This window comes from Micromonospora costi (genome assembly GCF_003626655.1).
GTDB classification, from domain to species: domain Bacteria; phylum Actinomycetota; class Actinomycetes; order Mycobacteriales; family Micromonosporaceae; genus Micromonospora; species Micromonospora costi.
The window spans coordinates 190,504-209,094 of the sequence record NZ_RBAN01000006.1 but is presented as its reverse complement, the minus strand read 5'-3'; the positions used below and the strand labels follow the sequence as shown (position 1 = coordinate 209,094).

Sequence of the window (18,591 nt, the reverse complement as noted above, 5' to 3'; positions counted from 1 at the left end):
TGCCGCGCGACAGCGGAGGACAGACATGTTGGGACCCGGCGACTTCGGCACCGACCCGTGGGACGAGTTCCTGGCCCGGTACTTTGGCCGCGGCGAGGGCGGGCGCCGGCCGCCGCACCGGGTCGACATCACCCGTCTGATGACCGCAGACGCGCGGGAGATGCTCGCCGACGCGGCCCGCCGCGCCGCGCAGAAGCAGAGCAACGACCTCGACACCGACCACCTGCTGTGGGCGGCCCTGCAGCGGGAGCCGCTGCGGGACCTGGTCCGGCGGGCCGGCGCCGACCCGGACACGCTGCTCAACGCGCTGGGCGGGCGGGGTGACGGCGCGCCGCGCGGCGAGGTGCCGCCGAACCTGTCGCTGACCCCGGCGGCGAAACGGGCGCTGCTCGACGCCCACCAGCTCTCCCGGGCCATGGGCGCCAACTACATCGGGCCCGAGCACATCCTCATGGCCCTTCCGTTGAACCCGGAGTCGCCGGCCGGCCGGATGCTCGCCGCGGGGCGCATCCAGCCCGAGTCGTTGCAGGCGGCCAACGCCGAGCGGGGGCCGATGACCGGCCCGCGGCCGGACCGCGGCACACCCACCCTCGACCAGTACGGCCAGGACCTCACCGACCTGGCCCGCAACGACCAGATCGACCCGGTCATCGGCCGGGCCGACGAGATCGAGCAGGCCGTGGAGATCCTCTCCCGGCGTACCAAGAACAACCCGGTGCTGATCGGCGAGGCCGGCGTCGGCAAGACCGCCATCGTGGAGGGGCTGGCCGAGCGGATCTGCGACGGCGACGTGCCGCAGACGCTGCTCGGCAAGCGCGTCGTCCAGCTGGACCTCGCCGGCCTCGTCGCCGGCACCCGCTACCGGGGTGACTTCGAGGAACGGCTCAAGAAGGTCATCGACGAGATCCGCGCCCACCGCGACGAACTGATCATCTTCCTGGACGAGATCCACACCCTGGTCGGCGCGGGCGGCGCCGGCAGCGAGGGCGGCATGGACGCCAGCAACATGCTCAAGCCCGCGCTGGCCCGCGGCGAGCTGCGGGTGATCGGCGCGACCACGCTGGACGAGTACCGCAAGAGCATCGAGAAGGACGCCGCGCTGGCCCGCCGGTTCCAGCCGGTGCTGGTGCCGGAGCCGAGTGTCGACGACACGATCTCCATCCTGCGTGGCCTGCGCGACCGGTACGAGGCCCACCACCAGGTCCGCTTCACCGACGAGGCGCTGATCGCGGCGGCCGAACTGTCCGACCGCTACGTCACCGACCGGTACCTGCCGGACAAGGCCATCGACCTCATCGACCAGGCCGGCGCGCGGGTGCGGTTGCGGACCCGGACGCCCGCCGCCGACGTACGCGACCTGGAGCGGCAGCTCGACGAGGTGCGCCGGGACAAGGAGCAGGCCGTCGCCGACGAGAAGTACGAGCGGGCCTCCGCCCTGCGCGACCGGATCGCCGAACTGGAGCAGCAGGTACGCCGCGCGCACGGCGAGGACGGCAACGGCTCCCAGGTGCCGGAGGTGGGCCCGCAGGAGATAGCCGAGGTGGTCTCCCGGGCCACGGGCATCCCCGTCGCCCAGCTCACCGAGGAGGAACGGGACCGGCTGCTGCGCCTGGAGGGGCACCTCCACGAGCGGGTGGTCGGGCAGGACGACGCCGTCGGCGCCGTCGCCGAGGCGGTCCGCCGGTCCCGCACCGGCCTGGCCGACCCCAACCGTCCGATGGGCAGCTTCCTGTTCCTCGGCCCGACCGGCGTCGGCAAGACCGAGCTGGCCCGGGCCCTCGCCGAGGCGCTGTTCGGCGAGTCCGACCGGATGGTCCGGGTGGACATGAGCGAGTTCCAGGAGCGGCACACCGTGAGCCGGCTCGTCGGCGCGCCGCCCGGCTACGTGGGCTACGAGGAGGCCGGCCAGCTCACCGAGGCCGTTCGCCGCCGCCCGTACGCCGTCGTGCTGCTCGACGAGATCGAGAAGGCGCACCCGGACGTGTTCAACATCCTGCTCCAGGTGCTCGACGACGGTCGGCTCACCGACAGCCAGGGCCGGACCGTGAACTTCAAGAACACGGTACTGATCATGACGAGCAACCTCGGCTCGGAGCTGATCACCGGCACCCAGCGGGCCGTGGGCTTCGGCGCGGGTGAGCCCGGCAGCGCCCAGGAGAGCGACGAGCTGCGGGAGCGGCTGATGCGGCGGCTCCAGGAGAACTTCCGGCCGGAGTTCCTCAACCGCATCGACGAGGTGATCATCTTCCGCCGGCTGGAGGCCGCGCAGCTGCGCCAGATCACCGAGCTGCTGCTCGAGGAGACCCGCCGCCGGCTGCACGCCCAGGACATCGAGGTGGAGTTCACCACCGCCGGCATCGACTGGCTCGCCGAGCACGGCTACCAGCCGGAGTTCGGCGCCCGGCCGCTGCGCCGGGTGATCCAGCGCGAGGTGGACAACCAGCTCTCCCGCATGCTGCTGGAGTCGGCCATCTCACCCGGCCAGCGGGTGACGGTGGACGCCCGCGACGGGGCGCTCACCTTCGACGTGGGCGCCGGCGAGCGGGGCTACACCGCCGCCACGACGTCGCACCCGCGATGAGTGGCGGGAAGGGGCCCGAGCGGGAGGAACCCCGGGAGCGGGAGGAACCCCGGGAGCCGGAGGAGTCCCGGGAGGAGACCGGGCATCCCGAGCCGATCCGGGTCCGCCCGACGGCCAACCCGTCGCGGGTACGGATGCCGGCGGAGGGCCCGAGCCGGAAGAAGGACGAGGGGGACCCGGAGGAGACCGGGCCGCCACCCGGAGAGGAGGGCTGATGGTACGCGAGAAGCGGCTCGAACCCGAGGTGGAGGTGCTGTGGGACGACTTCCACGCCCAGGTCAACGTCCCGTCCGAGCAGCTGCGCCGGTGGCTGCTGACGCGGGGCTCCGGTGAGGAGGCCTTCGGCGCGGACCCCGACCTGGGCCTGCCCGAGCCGGGCCGGCAGATCCTCCAGGTGCTGACCAAGCGGAAGGTCGACCTCACGCCGGAGGACATCGAGGTGATGCGGGAGGCGGTCGACCGCATCCAGTCCCTCGTGGACGCCCGGCCGCCCCGGGGCAACGCCGACGACGAGTGGCGGCACTCCCTGCTGGACCTGGGCCACGACGTCCTCATCGAACGCTGAGGCACGCCACGTCGGCGTCGTCGCCCCGGCACACCCTGCCGGGGCGACGACGCCGTGGTCGGCCGCCAGTGCGGGCGGGTCAGGTGCCCTGGTCGGACTCCAGGCTGCCGATGGTGATCCCGGCGGCGTCGGCCGCGGTCTCCCGGTCGGCGCGCATCTGCTCCTCGCGGGTGAGCAGGTTGGCGTACTCGGTGATGTCCGCCGGCCCGGGCACGTCCGGCAGCCGGCGCAGAAAGGCCTCGACGTCCTGGGCGGCGGCGGTGTGCGCCGCCGCGGCCCGGCGCAGCCGCGCCCGGTCGTCGTCGGCGGAGGAAGAGTCCGTCATGGTGGCCCTGATACCCGCCACTACGCGGTTCGCACCCCATCCAGGTCGGTGAACGGCCCCGCCGGCGTCGACCGGCGGACGCCGAAGGCCGGGTTGCGCACCAGCCAGGCCAGGTACGCCGGGTGCGGAGCCAGCGAATCGGTGTACGCGGACTTCGCCGTCTCCAGCACCGGTTCGGCGACCGGGGCGGCGGGGGAGTCGGGGTGCCAGCCGAACATCAGCCGCCAGCGCAGCGGCGTGCCGGCCAGCCGCCGGGTGACCAGCCCGCCGGGCGGACGGAACGTGGCCTGGCACAACGCGACCGCCTCACCCGCGTCCACAAGGTCGACGCAGCCGCGGACGTCGGCCTCGTACACCTTCCGGGGTGTGAAGCCGGCCCGGGCGCAGGCGGCCGCGAAGCAGTCGCCGAAGCAGCCGTCGCCGGGCGCCGCCACCCACTGCTCGTCGCGCAGGTCCACGAGCCGGATCTCGTCGCGCCCGGCGAGGGGGTGGGTCTCCGGCAGCAGCACCATCACCGGGTCGACGGCCACCTCCCGCCAGCTGAGCCCGAGATCGGCCGACGGGTTCGAGTCCCCGCAGACGCCGGTCAGCACGAAGTCCAGCCGGCCGCCGACGACCAGCTGGGCCAGCTCGTCGACCGACCACGAGGCGTACGTGGTGATCTGCGCCTGCGGGTGCTCGGCCGCGAGCCGGTGCACGAGCCGGCCGAGGATGGGGCTGTTCACCCCGCCGAACCGGTACCGGCGGGGGGCGTCCGCGGCCCCGGCCAGGCGGGCGGCCTCGTCCTGCAGGCCCTTCATGGCGGGCAGCAGCACCCGGGCGCGGGCGAGCACAAGCTCGCCGAGCGCGGTCGGCCGGGCGCCCCGCCGGTCACGCTCGAACAGCGGGCCGCCGAGGGTCCGCTCGATGCGTTGGAGCTGGGCGGTCAGCGCCGGCTGGGCCAGGCCGAGCGTGGAGGCCGCCTTGGTGACGCTCCCCGTCTCGGCGATCGCGCACACCACCCGCAGGTGTCGCAGCTCCAGATTCATACCGTGACGGTATGGCCCCGCTCCGGCCGGCGGAAGGGCCCGGACGGATCGGCGATGGTGGATGAGCGGCGGGCGCGCCGGGCACCGGCCGCGGCGCGCCGCACCGGCGTCAGCCGCGCGGGGGCTCCGGCAGGTCGTCCAGGTACGTCGGCCGGCCGGTGACCGCGTCGCGGACCTTGTCCACCACGCCCAGCGCCGGCTCGACGATCCGGTTCCAGGGCGGGGTGGCCGGTGTGCCCGGGTGCGGCCGGGTGGGTGCGGCCTCCTCGGCGATCTCCAGCCGGTTGCCGAGCCGGATCAGCTCCTCCGCGGTGGCCACGGCCCGCAGCTCGGTGAGGAGCGCGCCGACGCCGTCGACGTGGTGGCGCACCCGCTCGGCGACCTCGCCGAGGTCGTCGCCGGCGAGCGCGGCGAGCAGCGTGAGCAGGGCCGCGTTCGCGTCGAGTTCCCGGTCCACCCGCTCGGCCGCCGCGGGCAGCGCCACCCGTACGGCCGGCAGCAGGTACTGCTCCTCGGCGGACAGGTGCCGCGACAGCGCGGCGGTCAGCACCTGCACGCCCTCCCGCGGGTTCGCGTCCGGCCCGGTGAGCTGCGCCACGAGGTCCAGCAGCTGCCGGTGCTCCTCGTCGACGATGTCGGTGATGCGGCGTCCGCCGGGCCGGTAGCCCTCGTCCGGAGTGGGCGGCAGCGGCGGCAGGGGGACGGTCATGGTGCCCTCCTCGTCTGGCGGGCGGTGCGGACGGGACGTACGGTCGCGGGCGGCGGTACCCGGGCGGGCGTGCCGCGAAACCGCGCCCCGGCGCCGGGGCGGCACGTGCTGACCGCGGCGGGCGTCGCGGCTGGTATGAAGAAGCGATGACGAGCGACGCCTCCCGACCCGCGCCCACCGACGAGGTCGTGGACCTCTGCCGCGACCTGCTCCGGATCGACACCACCAACACCGGCGACAACGACACCAGCGTGGGCGAGCGCCGCGCGGCCGAGTACGTGGCGGAAAAGCTCGCCGAGGTCGGTGTCACGGCCGAGATCCACGAGTCCGCGCCGGGGCGGGCCAACGTCGTCGCCCGGATCGCCGGCACCGAGCCCGGTCGCGGCGCCCTGCTCGTGCACGGTCACCTCGACGTCGTCCCGGCCGACGCCGACGAGTGGTCGGTGCACCCGTTCTCCGGTGAGATCCGCGACGGCTACCTGTGGGGCCGGGGCGCCATCGACATGAAGGACTTCGACGCCATGGTGCTGGCCGTCGTGCGGCACTGGCAGCGCACCGGCGTCCGCCCGACCCGCGACATCGTCCTCGCGTACACCGCTGACGAGGAGGCGGGCAGCGACTACGGCGCCCACTTCCTGGCCCAGCGGCACCGCGACCTGTTCGACGGCTGCACCGAGGCGATCGGCGAGGTGGGTGGCTTCTCGTACTCGGTCAGCGACACCCAGCGGCTCTACCTCATCGAGACGGCCGAGAAGGGGCTCGACTGGCTGCGCCTGCACGCCAAGGGCCGGCCGGGACACGGCTCGATGGTGCACGACGACAACGCGGTCACCGCGCTCGCCGAGGCGGTGGCCCGCGTCGGCCGGCACCGCTTCCCGGTGGTGGTCACCCCGACCGTCCGGGCCTTCCTCGAGGAGGTCTCCGACGTGCTCGGCATCGAACTCGACCCGGACGACCCGGAGACGGCGATCGCCAAGCTCGGGCCCATCGCCAACATCATCGGCGCCACGATCCGCAACACCGCCAACCCCACCCGGCTCGCCGCCGGCTACAAGGACAACGTGATCCCCGGTCGGGCCACCGCCACCATCGACTGCCGCAGCCTGCCCGGGCAGTCGGAGCTGCTGGAGGCGCAGCTGCGCGAGCTGGTCGGGCCGGACATCGCCATCGAGTACATCCAGCGCCAGCCGGCCCTGGAGACGACGTTCGACGGCGACCTGGTCGACGCCATGTCCGCCGCCCTGCGGGCCGAGGACCCGGGGGCGCGCCCCGTCCCGTACATGCTCTCCGGCGGCACCGACGCGAAGGCGTTCTCGCAGCTCGGCATCCGGTGCTTCGGCTTCGCCCCGCTGCGGCTGCCCGCCGACCTGAACTTCTCCGCGCTGTTCCACGGCATCGACGAGCGGGTTCCGGTCGACGGACTACAGTTCGGCGTGCGGGTTCTCGATCGGTTCCTCCGCACCTGCTAACCCGTGTCCGGTCGCAACCCGACGCGGAACCTCCCCATCGTGAAGGGACAACCTCGCATGACCGACCAGCACGGTGAGCTGGACGCCGCCCTCGAGCGGGTGATCGACGCGGCCCGTCGCCATCTGGCCGCCGTTCGCGCCGCGCAGGGCCGCATCGACGACGACGACGTCTGGCAGGCGTACGTGGCGTTGAACAACGCCTCCTACGCCTACGACGAGCAACTTCTGGACGCCTTCGGCGAGGTGACCCCCTGGGACGTCGACTCGATCGACCCCGACGAGGCCGACGAGCGCTTCGGCGGCGGCGCGGAGGGCGTCGAGGCCACCGACCCGCACCCGCGGGTCATCTCGGTCCGCCAGCGCCGCGACTACCGGGTGCCCAGCATCTCCGCGCTCATGCGGGTCGCGGAGATCGCGCGCCGCGAGAGCACCCCCGAGGACGACGAGCCGGCACCCGTCGAGGGCGTCGGCGAGGCGGTGCTGGAGCTGCTGCAGAGCGGCGACGGCTCGCTGGGCGCGCTGGACATCCCGGAGCTGGAGCCGCTCGACGGGGTGGTGATGGTCAGCGAGGTCGGCACCCCGGTCGACCTGGAGTCGTTCGACGACGACGACCCGGTCGGCCCCTTCCAGCCGGCCGCCGACGACCGCCTCGTCGGCCGGCTCGACGAGCACCCGTTCCTCGAACTCGACGACGAGCACGACCACGCCCACTAGGCCCGTCGCCCCGGGGCCCGGCCGTACGGCATCGGGCCCCGGGGCGCCGGCGTCTCCGGGTCCGCGGGACGCGGCCCTCAGTACGACAGGCCCGGCTGCGGCTGGTTGATCCGCCGACGGCGCAGCATGACCTGCCGCGTGCCGTCCCGGAACAGCCGTACCCGGGCCAACTCCCATCCGGAGAACTCCGCCTGGATCGCCAGCTGCGCCGCGGCGGTCAACCGGTCGACGTTCGGCGGCAACCGCAGCGGCGCGTATTCGTAGTCCATGGGCCCTATGCTGCCCAGCCCGGCGACCGTCCGCCACCCCCTGGGGCGTGACCGACGCCGCTGCCCGGGAGGTTCGTGCCGCCCTGGGCGTTACCCCGCCGCCGCGTTCGCCGTGAGCAGCCCGGCCAGCGCCGGCGCGGACAGCGCGACCGCCCGGGTGCTGCCCGGGTCCACCGCCAGACCCCACGAGGCGTCCGGCCAGTCCGCGAACAGCTCCGCGCAGGGCAGCGCGACGAACGGCACCCCGCCCCCGGCGAACGCCGCGAGGGCGCGCGGGGACGTGAACACCGGCAGCAGCGGGGCGCCCGTCGGGTCGCCGACCACCGTCCAGGGGAAATCGCCGTCGGGCGTCGGCTCCCCGGCCAGCGGCACGCACACCGTGGCGCCGGCCAGCAGTCCGAGGTACGCCGGCAGGTCCCGCCGCTCGGCGGCCTCGGCGAGCCGGGCCGCCACCTCGGGTTCGCCCTCCGCGTCGTCCGGGGCGGCCCGCGGGGCCGGCGCCACCGCGGGCGGCCGGTCGGCGTCCGGGCCCGCGGTCGGGCCGGGTGTCGGTGTCGGTGCGGCGGTCGGGCCGGGCGTCTCCGCGGTGGCCGGGCCGGGCGTCTCTGCGGCGGTCGGGCCGGGCGTCGGGGGGACGGGTCGGCAGGAGAGCGCGCCCGGATCGCCGGTCAGCACCTCGGCGGCCGTGCGGGTGACGAAGGCGCTGAGCCGGTCCAACTGCTCCGGGGTGCGGGCCGTCTCGTACCACCAGACCGTGCCGCCGGTCGACCGCTGCCAGCCGAGCGCGGCCAGGCGGGCCTCGTCGTAGCCGGGACACAGCGCCCGGACCACGTCGCGGCGCACCAGCAGGCGCAGCCCGCGGGAACCGGCGGACAGCTCCAGGTCGGTGTCCCGGTCGCAGCCCGCGAGCGTGTCGCGCAGGCGGGCCACGATCTGCGGCCAGGTCGGCGCTGTCATGCCGGCGCGTCCGGCAGACGGCCGCCGAGCCGCCCGAGCCGGTCGACGGTCTCCTCCAGGCGGCGCATGGCCGAGAAGTCGCCCGGCTTGCCGAACAGCTCGGTGAGGCCCGCGCCGAGCGTGGCGTCCAGCCCCTCGGTGCGTTCCTCCATCTGCGTCACGGCGGCCGTCCGGGCCTTGCCGTACGCCTCGAGCACCAGCTCCGCGATCCCCTCGGTGCCCAGGCGCAACGCGGCGGGCGCGAGAGTGAGACCGGTGAGCACGCCGGTGACGTCGACGGTCGCGGTGACCAGACCGGACTCGTCCGTCGCGGTGCCGGACAGCTCGGTCAGGTCGTCGCGGAGGCCGGCGAACCGGCGCTCGATGTCCGCGATCCGCCCGGCCAGTGCGTCGAACGCGGACGACGGGTCAGTCATGCGAATCCTCCCCCGTGGACGGTGGCACCGGGGTGGTGCCCGATGGCCGGGAAATCGTATCGTCGGTGCGCCGGACACACGGGGGAGGAGCGGGCATGCCGCCGGATATCGAGGTCGACGTGCAAGCGGTCCGTCGACTGGAGAACAGCGCCAGGCAGGTCGCCGGCTCACTGGGCGCCCTCGAGGCGCGGATCGCCTCGGCCGGTGACGTGCCGTCGGACGCCTTCGGCCACCTGCCGTTCGCGAGCGACATGCTGCGCGACAAGTACGCCGAGCAGGTCAACGACGGCATGGAGCTGTTCCGCGCCGCGCAGGCCGCCTTCGAGCGGGTGGCCTCGGCACTCGGCGACACGGTGACCGCGTACGAGCGCAACGAGCAGGAGATCGACTCCGGCTTCAAGGCCATCCAGTCGGGGATGGCCCGGTGAGCGGGCCCGCGGGCAGCGCCGTCCAGTTGTGGAACGGCCTCGACAACGCGCTCTCCGGGGTGGAGGCGGCGGTCGACAGCGTCTGCCGCACCCTGGCCTGGCCGCTCATCCAACTCGTCGACATGGTCGACGGCGAGCCCGCCGCCCTGCAGGCCAAGGCCACCGAGTGGGACGCGCTGGCCGCCCAGGTGCGCGAGCTGGCGCAGGGGCACCGCGGCACCCGCGAGGCCGCACAGCCCGGCTGGCGCTCGCCGGCCGGTGACGCGTACGGTGAGCGGCTGGCCGAGGTGGAGCAGCAGCTTCTCGACCTCGCCGAGCAGTTCGCCGCCACGGCGGAGTACCTGCGCGGTGTGGCCGAGGCGCTGCAGATCGTGCACGACGTGCTCGTCGACCTCTGCGTCGAGTTCGTGAACTGGCTGCTGGTCACCCTCGTCACCGCGCTGCTCATGGCGCCGTTCACCGCCGGCGCGTCGTGGGCAACGGGCATGGCGGTGTCGGCGACCCGCGGCATGATCACCGTGGCCCGGGCGCTGAAGGTCATCAAGCCGCTGGCCACCCACCTCCAGAAGGTGATCCGGCTGCTCCAGCGGGTGCTCGTCTACCTGCGGAAGCTGCGCAGCCACCTCGACAAGCTCGTCGACAAGCAGAAGGCGCTGCGCAAGGGCATGAAGTCGGTCAACAAGCGGCGGCTCGCCGGCAAGGCCGACAAGTGGTACCACAAGGTCACCGACCCGGCGAAGGGCACGTTCAAGCTGGGCAAGTCGGGTTCGCCGTTCGACATGAGCAGCCTGGAGCGGATGAAGGCCCTCCGCGAACACGGCTTCAGCGAGGGCGCCCGGGTCATCGGCCGGGACTGGGCCACCAACCTGCCGTGGAACGTGCCGAACTCGGTCGTGCACGGCGTCACCTGGGGTTCCGTCGCGCTCGTGAGCGGGCTGTCCGTGCCCGGTGCCGACCTGGTCAGCGACAAGGTCGGCCAGGCCGTGCAGGACGGCGCGGACTGGATCGACCAGAATGTCTTCGGGCAGCCGCCTGCCGAGCAGCCGGCGGGTCGTTAGGCAGGTCGAGGAGGCCGTACGTGACGTCAGGGGAGCGGGGTCGGCTCGGTCGGCTCGCCGACGCGGTGCTCGGCGGTGCGCGGGCCGCCCGCGACAAGGCCCGCGAGCTGCGCGACGAGTTCCGCACCAGCGACGGGCCCGAACGAGCGCTCGTCGCGCCGCTGGTGCCCGGCCAGGAGCTGCGCTACGTCGGGCTCGCCCCGGTCCGTACGCCCGAGACGCACCGCGCCGGCAGCCAGCTCGCCGACCGGATGGGCGACGAGCTGGCCGACGCTCTGGACCCGCGCGCCCTGTTCGGGCTGCTCAACATCGTCAACCCGGTGGTCTGGGTGGACGCGGTCATGACCCCCGTACGGTTGGCCGCGGGGGTGCTGCTGCTGCCCGGCAAGGCGGCCGCCGTCGCGGCCGGCCTGCCCGAGGCGGCGGCCGGGGATGCCGCGCCCGAGGCGGGTCCACCGCACCAGCCGGCGCAGCGGGAGCCGCTGCCGCTGACCGAGGAGCAGGAGGCGTTCCGGGCGCTGTTCCGCCTCAGCCGTTACCGTCCGCTGGCCGACCAGCTCGCGGAGATCGCCTACCGCCGCCGGTACGTGTTCAGCGGCGACCTCGCCACCCTCGCCGGCAGCCTGCTGCTGTTCCTCGACCGCTACACCGGCACGCCGCTCGCCGTGACCGACACCCACCTGCACCTGCTGCGGATGGGGCGGCGACCGGACGAGGGCCGGCCCGACCGGCGCCAGCCGCGGGTGCTGTGGAGCGTGGAGCGCCGCCGGGTGCTCCGCGTCGACTCCGACTCCGGCATGGCCGGCCTCACCCGGTTCCCGTCCACGATCTTCTTCGACGACGGATCGTGGATCCGGGTCGTCAACTCGGCGACCCGCGACGACCAGTCCCGGTTCCTCGCCGCGATCCGCGAGATCCCCGGGAAGCGCCCCACCCCCTGACACCGGTCCTGGCCGGCCCGGGGGTACGCCCTCCGCCCCCGGCCGGTCAGCTGTCGCGCTCGGGATAGCCGACGGGCACCGCCGAGACGTCGTCCAACGCCGTGGTGATCTCCTCCGGCAACGTCATCCGCTCGACCTGGAGCGCGCCGAGCAACTGGCCGACCGTGCGGGCGCCGAGGATCGGGGCGGTCACCCCGGGCCGATCCCGGACCCAGGCCAGGGCCACCTCCAGCGGCGACACGCCCAGCCCGCCGGCGGCGGTGGCCACCGCCTCGACGATGCTGGAGCAGCGCGGCTCCAGGTACGTGGCGACGAACCGCTCGAAGTGCGGCGAGGCCGCCCGCGAGTCCGCCGGGCGCCCGTGGCGGTACTTGCCGGTCAGCACACCCCGGCCCAGCGGCGACCAGGGCAGAACGCCCAGGCCCAGCGCGTCGCAGGCGGGCAGCACCTCCCGCTCCACGCCCCGTTCGAGCAGCGAGTACTCGACCTGGGAGGCCACCACCGGCGCGCGTCCCGGCCACGCCGCCTGCCAGGCCGCCGCCCGGGCGGTCTGCCAGCCGGAGAAGTTCGACACCCCGACGTACCGGACGCGGCCGCTGGCCACCGCGTGGTCCAGCGCCGCCAGGGTCTCCTCCAGGGGCGTGTCCGGGTCGTAGCCGTGCACCTGGAACAGGTCGACGTGGTCGGTGCCGAGGCGCCGCAGCGACGCGTCGAGCGTACGCAGCAGGTGCCCGCGGGAGTTGTCGCGGCGCCGGCCGTTGCCCGGCCGCAGCCCCGCCTTGGTGGCGATCAGCAGCTCGTCGCGGGGCACCAGGGTGCCGAGCAGCGACCCGATCACCGACTCGGCGTCGCCGTCGCCGTACACGTCGGCCGTGTCGATGAGGTTGCCGCCCGCGTCGAGGTAACTCTTCAGCTGGGCGGCCGCGTCGTCGGCGTCGGTGTCCCTACCCCACGTCATGGTGCCGAGGGCGAGCCGCGAAACCGCCAGCCCGCTTCGGCCGAGCGGTCGCTGTTGCATGGGTGAACCTTATTTCGAACCCGCCGCAACCGATATCCTCGCTCCCGTCATGTCTCCCGGGTTCTGCCGGTGTTCCTGCCTCCCGAGCGCCGGATCCGGCCCGTGGCCGCCACAGCGGTGAGCCGGTGATCGGGCCGCCGGCCCGCATTGCGTAACCTGATGCGACCTGTGGTGCGGATGGGGGAGGACCATTGCGACTCGGGCTCAGCCTCGGATACCAGACGGCGTGGAGCACGCCGGCCGACCACCTGGCCCTGGCCCAGGAGGCGGACCGGCTCGGCTATTCGGTGGTGTGGGCGGCGGAAGCCTACGGCTCCGACTCGCCGAGCATGCTCGCCTGGATCGCCGGGCAGACCGAACGGATCGACGTGGGCAGCGCGGTGATGCAGATCCCCGCCCGCACACCGGCAGCCACCGCGATGACCGCGGCGACCATCGACGCCCTGTCCGGCGGCCGGTTCCGGCTGGGCCTGGGCGTGTCCGGGCCGCAGGTCTCCGAGGGCTGGCACGGCGTACGCTTCGCCAAGCCCCTCGCGCGTACCCGGGAGTTCGTCGACGTGGTCAAGCTGGCGATCGGCCGTAAGGAGGTCGCGTACGCCGGGGAGCACTACACCCTGCCGCTGCCCGACGGCCCCGGCAAGGCGCTGCGGCTCAGCTTCCACCCGCCGCGCGACCATATCCCGATCTACCTGGCCGCCGTCGGCCCGAAGAACCTCGAACTGGCCGGTGAGATCGCCGACGGCTGGCTGGCCGTCTTCTACGCCCCGGAGTTCGCCGAGGAGCAGCTCTCCTCCGTCCGCGCCGGCCGCGCCCGCGTCGGCAAGGACCTCGCCGGCTTCGACGTGGTGCCGTCGGTCCCCGTGGTGGTCGGCGACGACGTGGCCTCCTGCGCCGAACTGGTCCGCTGGTACGCGGCGCTGTACGTGGGCGGCATGGGCAGCCGGAAGCAGAACTTCTACAACCAGCTCGCCACCCGGATGGGCTACGGCGACGCGGCGCGGGAGGTGCAGGACCTCTACCTCGCCAAGCGGCAGCGCGACGCGGCCGCCGCGGTCCCGCTGGAGTTCATCGACCGGACGTCGCTGCTCGGCCCGAAGGAGCGCATCGCCGAGCGGATGCGGGAGTACGCCGCGGCGGGCGTCACCACGCTGTCGGTGACCCTGTTCGTGGCGGACCGGGACAGCGGTGTGCAGACCCTGCGTACCGTCGCCGAGGCCCTGGACCTGTCCGGAGTCGGCGAGTGACCTGGGTCGAGGCCATCGTCCTGGGCATCATCCAGGGGCTCACGGAATTCCTGCCGATCAGCTCGTCGGGGCACCTGCGGATCACCTCCGCGATCTTCTTCGGGCGCGACGCCGGCGCGTCCTTCACCGCGGTGACCCAGCTGGGCACCGAAGCGGCCGTGCTCATCTACTTCGCCAAGGACATCTGGCGGATCGCCCGCACCTGGGTCGTGGGGATATGGGACCGCTCGGTCCGCTCCAGCCTCGACTACCGGATGGGCTGGTACGTCATCATCGGCTCGATCCCGATCGGGCTCTTCGGCTTCGTGTTCAAGGACCAGATCCGGACCGCGGGGCGCAACCTCTGGCTGGTGGCGACGACGCTCATCGTCTTCGCGTTCGTGCTCGCGTTCGCCGAGTACTGGGGGCGGCAGACGCGCAAGCTGGAGAACTTCCGGATGCGCGACGGCGTGGTGATGGGCTTCGCCCAGGCCATGGCGCTGGTCCCCGGCGTGTCCCGCTCCGGGGGTACGCTCACCGCCGGCCTGCTGCTGAACCTCACCCGGGAGGCGGCCGCCCGGTACTCGTTCCTGCTGGCCATCCCGGCGGTGGTGATGTCCGGGGTGTTCAGCCTGCCGGACGTCTTCGAGCCGGCCGCGGCCGGCACCGCGGCCCCGTCCGGCGCCCAGATGGTCGTCGCCACGATCATCGCGTTCGGCATCGGGTACGCGGCCATCGCCTGGCTGCTGCGCTACGTCGCCCACCACACCCTGTACGTCTTCGTGCTCTACCGGGTGGCGCTGGGCACGCTGGTCCTCGCGCTGCTGATGACCGGCACGATCGACGCCACCTGATCCCGACCTGAAGACGCCGCTGGCCGGCACCCCGTGTGTGGGGTGCCGGCCAGCGTGCTGCTCGTGTGTGTTGCTGGTTGTGTCAGCTGTTCCAGTGCTGGGCGACGAGGTCGGCGGCCTGCTGCTCCCACTGCGCGTACGCGTCGGGGTAGGCCGACACCTGCACGGTCTGCGCCGCTTCGGTCAGCGGCATGTCGTGCCAGCCGTCGACCTGCTTGAGGCCCTTCTGGAACGCCATGGTCGAGTACTGCGGGTCGGTGATCTGCTCCGGGGTGCCCCAGCCCGAGCTCGGGCGCTGCTGGAACAGGCCCAGCGAGTCGTGGTCGTTGGCGTCACCCAGGTGACCCAGGTTCTCCAGCTTGGACTCCTGCAGGCTGGTGGCGATGGAGATGACCGCGGCCCGCTCGTCCAGGCCCGACTTCTTCGTCGCGGCGATGATCGCCTTCGCGTTCTTCACCTGCTCATCATCAAGCTGGATCTGCGACTGGTTGCCCTGCGTGCCGTGTGGGATGAGCTTGGCCTTGTCCACGGTCGGCTTGTCCGTCTGCACGGCGGCGACGGGCTTCAGGTCGTGGGTGGGGGTGGCGGCGTGGGCGGCGATGGGGCCGGAGGCGACACCACCGGCGAACGCCAGACCAGCGATACCGAGCACGCTCTTACGCAGCATGGTGTTCATCGAAAGCTCCTCGGGGGTGAGACACCCGCCATGCCGTCGGGGGACGGCAAGCGGGTGCGAGCACCAACAGGCGCTCAACAAAACGGGGGAAAGTCTGTGGTCGGGGCGGCCATAGGGGGTTGGCCTGCGCCCGTGGGCCCAGCGCAACGGGCGGGGGGTGCTCCACCGCGCCGGGTCCGTCTGCAACGACCGGCGGCCCGCCATCATTCCCGGGGCCTGCGCTCGGCCCGCACCCTGGCGGGCTGGTTCCTCGGCCGTCGCGGATAGTCAACGCCCCCGACCCGCCGACGATTCCGGCCCCAGGATGCCACCGGTCACACCCACAAACCACCCACACCCACCCAGCGCGGCCACAAGCCGACCGAGCCCCCGCAGCCGGCCCGCCCGCCCGCTACGGCCAAAGGGTCAGGCCGGGCGGTTGCCGGTCTCCCCACGAGCGTGATGCCTCACAGGCATATTTATGCCTCTGAGGCATCACGCTCACGGTGGAAGGGGTGCCCGCCGACAGGCCCGCGAACCGGACACAGGACCCAAACCGGGCCGCCCGAAACCGGTGATCGACTCGACATCCTGGAAGTCGCGCTGTCCACCCCACCGGGACACCGCGACATACACGGAACCCGTGTCGATCACCGCCCGACCCGACCCGCGAACGCCCACGCAACCGCGATCGCGTTTCGCCGGAACATCGGTCGGGTGCGGGCGGCGGCCGTTGCCGTGTGTTGCGACCCGCGGCAGCCCACCGCTGATCACCCAGCCCTCGGGCCGGGCATCCAGCCCGGTCAGGTCCGCGGCGATCACCCCTCGGACTGGGCGCAGCCTCGTCAGGTCCGGCCCGGAGCCCATCTGGCCCGCCGCCGGTCGGCCAGCCGGGCGTGATCCACACCAGATCGCCGATATGGCGGCATCCCGCCCACCGTGACCCCGCCGTATCGGCGGAACGGAGTCGATCACGCCTGACACCCGCGCGCCCCACGGATGATCGACCCGACATCCGTGACGTCGCGGTGTCGACCCGACCCGGACACCGCGACGTGCACGGAACCCGTGCGGGTCACGACGTCGACCACCCCGAGGCGCGGTACCCGACCGGCCGGGCCGGGGTGGGGCGAGGCTCCGGGGGCGCGGGGGCGAGGCCCTAGGGTGGTGACCGTGGCGACCCTTCTGCTTCTGCGACACGGCCGTACGACCGCGAACGCCGACGGTGGTCTGGCCGGGCGGCAACCGGTCGAGCTGGACGACACCGGCCGGGCGCAGGCCGCCGCGGTCGGGGAGCGGCTGCGGGCGGTGCCGCTGGCGGCCGTGGTGACGAGTCCGCTGATCCGCTGCCGGCAGACCCTGGAACTGGCGCTGCCGGACGCGTCGCCGGTGGTGGAGGAGGGGCTGATCGAGTGCGGGTACGGGGCGTGGGAGGGGCAGCCGCTCAAGAAGCTGGCCAAGGACCCGCTCTGGCCCGTCGTGCAGCAGCACCCGAGCGCAGCGGTCTTCCCCGAGGGGGAGTCGATGGCCGCGATGGCGGCGCGGGCGGTGGCGGCGGTGCGCTCGTGGGACGCCCGGATCACCGCCGAGCACGGGCCGGAGGCGGTCTGGCTGGCGTGCAGCCACGGCGACGTGATCAAGGCCATCGTGGCGGACGCGCTCGGCGTACACCTGGATCTCTTTCAGCGGATCGTGGCCGACCCGGCGTCGGTGACGGCGATCCGCTACACCCCGTTGCGGCCGTTCCTCGTGCGGCTCAACGACACGGGCGGCGACCTGGCCGGCCTGGTGCCCCCGCCGGCGAAGAAGCGGCGGCGGGCGCCGCGACGTACCGATTCCGACGCCGCGGTGGGCGGCGGCGCGGGCGCGTCCGGGTGATCCTGGTGACGCTCGGGTGTGACGCCGGTACCCACAAGGGGGCAGGGGTGGCGATTCGGGTCGGTGGGGTGCGCGGTGCCATGGCACGCCGGATAGGGTCGTGGGTATGACCCACCAGGTGCACGCCTTCGAGCCGCCGGAGCGGTTCGTCGCCGGGACCGTCGGGCCGCCGGGGGAGCGGACGTTCTTCCTCCAGGCCCGCGGTGGAGGCCGGCTGGTCAGCGTCGCGCTGGAGAAGGTCCAGGTGTCCCTGCTCGCCGAGAAGCTCGAGGAGCTGCTCACCGAGGCGCACCGCCGGTTCGGGGTGGACCTGCCCGAGGCGCCGGCCGCGCTCGGCGACAACGACCCGCTGGACACACCGGTCGACGAGGAGTTCCGGGTCGGCACGCTGGGGCTGGCCTTCGACGTCGACACCGCGACCGTCGTGATCGAGGCGATCGCCGCCGGCGAGACGGAGGCCGAGGTCGAGCTGGGCGACTCCGAGGACGACGAGGACGAGGACGAGCCGGACGACGACCTCGACCGGCTGCGGGTCCGGCTGACCCCGCAGGCGACCCGCGAGTTCATCGAGCGGGCTCGGCGGGTCGTCAACGCCGGGCGTCCGCCCTGCCCGCTCTGCGGCCAGCCGCTGGATCCCGCGGGGCACCTCTGCCCGCGGCACAACGGTTACCACCGGTGACGTCGTCCGGCATCCAGCCCCGCCAGGACGGCAGCGCGGCGCTCCGGCTGCTGCGTGACGGCGAGCTCACCCTCGAGGGGCGGCTGGTCGACGCGTCGAACGCCACGCTGCGCGGTGTGCTGACGCTGGACGGCGCCAGCGCCCACTGCGTCTACAAACCGGTGCGCGGCGAGCGTCCCCTCTGGGACTTCCCGGACGGCACCCTGGCCGGCCGGGAGGTCGCCGCGTACCTGGTCTCGCGGGCGACGGGTTGGGATCTGGTGCCGCCCACGGTGCTGCGGGACGGCCCGTTCGGCCCGGGCTCGTGCCAGCTCTGGATCGACGAGCCGGCCGACGCCGAGCCGCTGGTCGGGTTCGTGCCGGCCGACGCGCTGCCGCCCCGCTGGTTTCCGATCGCGGCGGCCCGTGACGACGACGGCACTCCGTACGCCCTGGCGCACGCCGACGATCCCCGGCTGGCCCGGCTCGCGGTGCTCGACGCGGTGATCAACAACGCGGACCGGAAGGGCGGGCACGTCCTGGTCGGCCCGGACGACCGGATCTACGGCGTGGACCACGGCGTGAGCTTCCACGTCGAGGAGAAGCTGCGGACGGTGCTCTGGGGCTGGGCCGGCCGGCAGTTGCCGCCGGACGCGGTGCGGATGCTCGACACGCTCGCCGGCCAGGTCGCCGGCCCGCTCGGCGAGGAGCTTGCCGAGCACCTGACGATCAGCGAGGTCACCGAGGTGGCGGCCCGGATCGACCGGCTGCGCGACAGCGGCCGGTTCCCGCTGCCGCCGGAGGAGTGGCCGGCGGTTCCCTGGCCGCCCATCTGACGGCCGCCG

21 protein-coding genes are annotated in these 18,591 nt (G+C 73.6%); 13 read left to right on the top strand and 8 right to left on the bottom strand.

The window, feature by feature from the left end:
• Nucleotides 1-25 precede the first annotated feature (25 nt).
• The 3 genes from D7193_RS28325 to D7193_RS28315 are packed head-to-tail and all read left to right on the top strand — an operon-like array spanning nt 26 to nt 3,146.
• The gene (locus D7193_RS28325; protein ID WP_120782685.1) at nt 26-2,581 is read left to right on the top strand and encodes an ATP-dependent Clp protease ATP-binding subunit; all 2,556 of its coding nucleotides are present in this window, start codon (nt 26-28) and stop codon (nt 2,579-2,581) included.
• Nucleotides 2,578-2,796: a hypothetical protein gene (locus D7193_RS28320; protein ID WP_120782684.1), complete on the top strand. Its 219-nt coding sequence runs from the start codon at nt 2,578-2,580 to the stop codon at nt 2,794-2,796. The genes D7193_RS28325 and D7193_RS28320 overlap by 4 nt, the downstream gene beginning before the upstream one ends.
• Nucleotides 2,796-3,146, top strand: a complete 351-nt coding sequence (locus D7193_RS28315) for a DUF3140 domain-containing protein (RefSeq protein ID WP_120782683.1) — start codon at nt 2,796-2,798, stop codon at nt 3,144-3,146. Before D7193_RS28320 ends, D7193_RS28315 begins: the two co-directional genes overlap by 1 nt.
• 79 nt (nt 3,147-3,225) lie before the next feature.
• On the opposite strand, the gene D7193_RS28310 is transcribed toward D7193_RS28315, so the two are convergent.
• The 3 genes from D7193_RS28310 to D7193_RS28300 form a co-directional block, all read right to left on the bottom strand.
• Nucleotides 3,226-3,471: a hypothetical protein gene (locus D7193_RS28310; RefSeq protein WP_120782787.1), complete on the bottom strand. Its 246-nt coding sequence runs from the start codon at nt 3,469-3,471 to the stop codon at nt 3,226-3,228.
• Nucleotides 3,472-3,491: 20 nt separating this feature from the next.
• Entirely contained in the window at nt 3,492-4,499 is a 1,008-nt protein-coding gene (locus D7193_RS28305; RefSeq protein ID WP_120782682.1) for a LysR family transcriptional regulator, read from the bottom strand.
• Between the two features lie 109 nt (nt 4,500-4,608).
• Entirely contained in the window at nt 4,609-5,208 is a 600-nt protein-coding gene (locus D7193_RS28300) for a hemerythrin domain-containing protein (RefSeq protein WP_120782681.1), read from the bottom strand.
• 146 nt (nt 5,209-5,354) lie between these two features.
• On the opposite strand from D7193_RS28300, the gene D7193_RS28295 reads away from it, so the two are divergent.
• Both D7193_RS28295 and D7193_RS28290 read left to right on the top strand, forming a co-directional pair.
• Entirely contained in the window at nt 5,355-6,677 is a 1,323-nt protein-coding gene (locus D7193_RS28295) for a M20/M25/M40 family metallo-hydrolase (RefSeq protein WP_120782680.1), read from the top strand.
• 57 nt (nt 6,678-6,734) lie between these two features.
• On the top strand, nt 6,735-7,391 hold the full coding sequence (locus tag D7193_RS28290; protein ID WP_120782679.1) for a hypothetical protein: 657 nt from the start codon (nt 6,735-6,737) through the stop codon (nt 7,389-7,391).
• Nucleotides 7,392-7,468: 77 nt separating this feature from the next.
• On the opposite strand, the gene D7193_RS28285 is transcribed toward D7193_RS28290, so the two are convergent.
• The 3 genes from D7193_RS28285 to D7193_RS28275 all read right to left on the bottom strand — a co-directional run bounded on the left by D7193_RS28285 (nt 7,469) and on the right by D7193_RS28275 (nt 9,033).
• Nucleotides 7,469-7,660: a DUF5703 family protein gene (locus D7193_RS28285; protein ID WP_088993715.1), complete on the bottom strand. Its 192-nt coding sequence runs from the start codon at nt 7,658-7,660 to the stop codon at nt 7,469-7,471.
• A gap of 90 nt (nt 7,661-7,750) precedes the next feature.
• Nucleotides 7,751-8,617 (bottom strand): SseB family protein, encoded by an 867-nt coding sequence (locus tag D7193_RS28280; protein WP_120782678.1) that lies wholly within the window; start codon nt 8,615-8,617, stop codon nt 7,751-7,753.
• A complete protein-coding gene (locus tag D7193_RS28275; protein ID WP_120782677.1) occupies nt 8,614-9,033 on the bottom strand; it encodes a YbaB/EbfC family nucleoid-associated protein in 420 nt (139 codons plus the stop codon). Before D7193_RS28275 ends, D7193_RS28280 begins: the two co-directional genes overlap by 4 nt.
• A 95-nt stretch (nt 9,034-9,128) precedes the next feature.
• Here D7193_RS28275 and D7193_RS28270 point away from each other — a divergent pair, with 95 nt between their 5' ends.
• Genes D7193_RS28270 through D7193_RS28260 form a run of 3 tightly spaced genes read left to right on the top strand, consistent with a single transcriptional unit; the run spans nt 9,129 to nt 11,460 of the window.
• Nucleotides 9,129-9,461, top strand: a complete 333-nt coding sequence (locus tag D7193_RS28270; protein WP_120782676.1) for a hypothetical protein — start codon at nt 9,129-9,131, stop codon at nt 9,459-9,461.
• Nucleotides 9,458-10,519: a WXG100 family type VII secretion target gene (locus D7193_RS28265; protein ID WP_120782675.1), complete on the top strand. Its 1,062-nt coding sequence runs from the start codon at nt 9,458-9,460 to the stop codon at nt 10,517-10,519. The genes D7193_RS28270 and D7193_RS28265 overlap by 4 nt, the downstream gene beginning before the upstream one ends.
• A 20-nt stretch (nt 10,520-10,539) precedes the next feature.
• Nucleotides 10,540-11,460 (top strand): hypothetical protein, encoded by a 921-nt coding sequence (locus tag D7193_RS28260; RefSeq protein ID WP_120782674.1) that lies wholly within the window; start codon nt 10,540-10,542, stop codon nt 11,458-11,460.
• 46 nt (nt 11,461-11,506) lie between these two features.
• Here D7193_RS28260 and D7193_RS28255 read toward each other — a convergent pair whose 3' ends face one another.
• The gene (locus D7193_RS28255; RefSeq protein WP_120782673.1) at nt 11,507-12,478 is read right to left on the bottom strand and encodes an aldo/keto reductase; all 972 of its coding nucleotides are present in this window, start codon (nt 12,476-12,478) and stop codon (nt 11,507-11,509) included.
• Between the two features lie 191 nt (nt 12,479-12,669).
• Between D7193_RS28255 and D7193_RS28250 the strand changes: the two genes are divergently transcribed.
• Both D7193_RS28250 and D7193_RS28245 read left to right on the top strand, forming a co-directional pair.
• Nucleotides 12,670-13,722: an LLM class F420-dependent oxidoreductase gene (locus D7193_RS28250; RefSeq protein ID WP_120782672.1), complete on the top strand. Its 1,053-nt coding sequence runs from the start codon at nt 12,670-12,672 to the stop codon at nt 13,720-13,722.
• Nucleotides 13,719-14,555, top strand: a complete 837-nt coding sequence (locus D7193_RS28245; RefSeq protein WP_120782671.1) for an undecaprenyl-diphosphate phosphatase — start codon at nt 13,719-13,721, stop codon at nt 14,553-14,555. The genes D7193_RS28250 and D7193_RS28245 overlap by 4 nt, the downstream gene beginning before the upstream one ends.
• Before the next feature lie 82 nt (nt 14,556-14,637).
• Here the strand turns inward: D7193_RS28245 and D7193_RS28240 are convergent, their stop codons facing one another.
• Entirely contained in the window at nt 14,638-15,231 is a 594-nt protein-coding gene (locus tag D7193_RS28240; protein WP_120782670.1) for a hypothetical protein, read from the bottom strand.
• A 1,143-nt stretch (nt 15,232-16,374) separates the two neighbouring features.
• Here D7193_RS28240 and D7193_RS28235 point away from each other — a divergent pair.
• From D7193_RS28235 to D7193_RS28225, 3 genes are all read left to right on the top strand, one after another.
• Nucleotides 16,375-17,088, top strand: coding sequence for a histidine phosphatase family protein (locus D7193_RS28235; protein WP_120782669.1), 714 nt, complete (start codon nt 16,375-16,377; stop codon nt 17,086-17,088).
• Nucleotides 17,089-17,194: 106 nt separating this feature from the next.
• A complete protein-coding gene (locus D7193_RS28230; RefSeq protein ID WP_120782668.1) occupies nt 17,195-17,767 on the top strand; it encodes a DUF3090 domain-containing protein in 573 nt (190 codons plus the stop codon).
• The gene (locus tag D7193_RS28225) at nt 17,764-18,582 is read left to right on the top strand and encodes an SCO1664 family protein (protein ID WP_120782667.1); all 819 of its coding nucleotides are present in this window, start codon (nt 17,764-17,766) and stop codon (nt 18,580-18,582) included. Before D7193_RS28230 ends, D7193_RS28225 begins: the two co-directional genes overlap by 4 nt.
• The last annotated feature ends 9 nt before the right edge of the window (nt 18,583-18,591 follow it).

What these genes read in the sequence shown, in the direction of transcription:
- D7193_RS28230 (WP_120782668.1), top strand. Translation starts at nt 17,195, where the DNA reads ATGACCCACCAGGTGCACGCCTTCGAGCCGCCGGAGCGGTTCGTCGCC.
- D7193_RS28290 (WP_120782679.1), top strand. Translation starts at nt 6,735, where the DNA reads ATGACCGACCAGCACGGTGAGCTGGACGCCGCCCTCGAGCGGGTGATC.
- D7193_RS28310 (WP_120782787.1), bottom strand. Translation starts at nt 3,471, where the DNA reads ATGACGGACTCTTCCTCCGCCGACGACGACCGGGCGCGGCTGCGCCGG.
- D7193_RS28300 (WP_120782681.1), bottom strand. Translation starts at nt 5,208, where the DNA reads ATGACCGTCCCCCTGCCGCCGCTGCCGCCCACTCCGGACGAGGGCTAC.
- D7193_RS28325 (WP_120782685.1), top strand. Translation starts at nt 26, where the DNA reads ATGTTGGGACCCGGCGACTTCGGCACCGACCCGTGGGACGAGTTCCTG.
- D7193_RS28270 (WP_120782676.1), top strand. Translation starts at nt 9,129, where the DNA reads ATGCCGCCGGATATCGAGGTCGACGTGCAAGCGGTCCGTCGACTGGAG.
- D7193_RS28240 (WP_120782670.1), bottom strand. Translation starts at nt 15,231, where the DNA reads ATGAACACCATGCTGCGTAAGAGCGTGCTCGGTATCGCTGGTCTGGCG.
- D7193_RS28320 (WP_120782684.1), top strand. Translation starts at nt 2,578, where the DNA reads ATGAGTGGCGGGAAGGGGCCCGAGCGGGAGGAACCCCGGGAGCGGGAG.
- D7193_RS28280 (WP_120782678.1), bottom strand. Translation starts at nt 8,617, where the DNA reads ATGACAGCGCCGACCTGGCCGCAGATCGTGGCCCGCCTGCGCGACACG.
- D7193_RS28275 (WP_120782677.1), bottom strand. Translation starts at nt 9,033, where the DNA reads ATGACTGACCCGTCGTCCGCGTTCGACGCACTGGCCGGGCGGATCGCG.
- D7193_RS28315 (WP_120782683.1), top strand. Translation starts at nt 2,796, where the DNA reads ATGGTACGCGAGAAGCGGCTCGAACCCGAGGTGGAGGTGCTGTGGGAC.
- D7193_RS28255 (WP_120782673.1), bottom strand. Translation starts at nt 12,478, where the DNA reads ATGCAACAGCGACCGCTCGGCCGAAGCGGGCTGGCGGTTTCGCGGCTC.
- D7193_RS28295 (WP_120782680.1), top strand. Translation starts at nt 5,355, where the DNA reads ATGACGAGCGACGCCTCCCGACCCGCGCCCACCGACGAGGTCGTGGAC.
- D7193_RS28305 (WP_120782682.1), bottom strand. Translation starts at nt 4,499, where the DNA reads ATGAATCTGGAGCTGCGACACCTGCGGGTGGTGTGCGCGATCGCCGAG.
- D7193_RS28285 (WP_088993715.1), bottom strand. Translation starts at nt 7,660, where the DNA reads ATGGACTACGAATACGCGCCGCTGCGGTTGCCGCCGAACGTCGACCGG.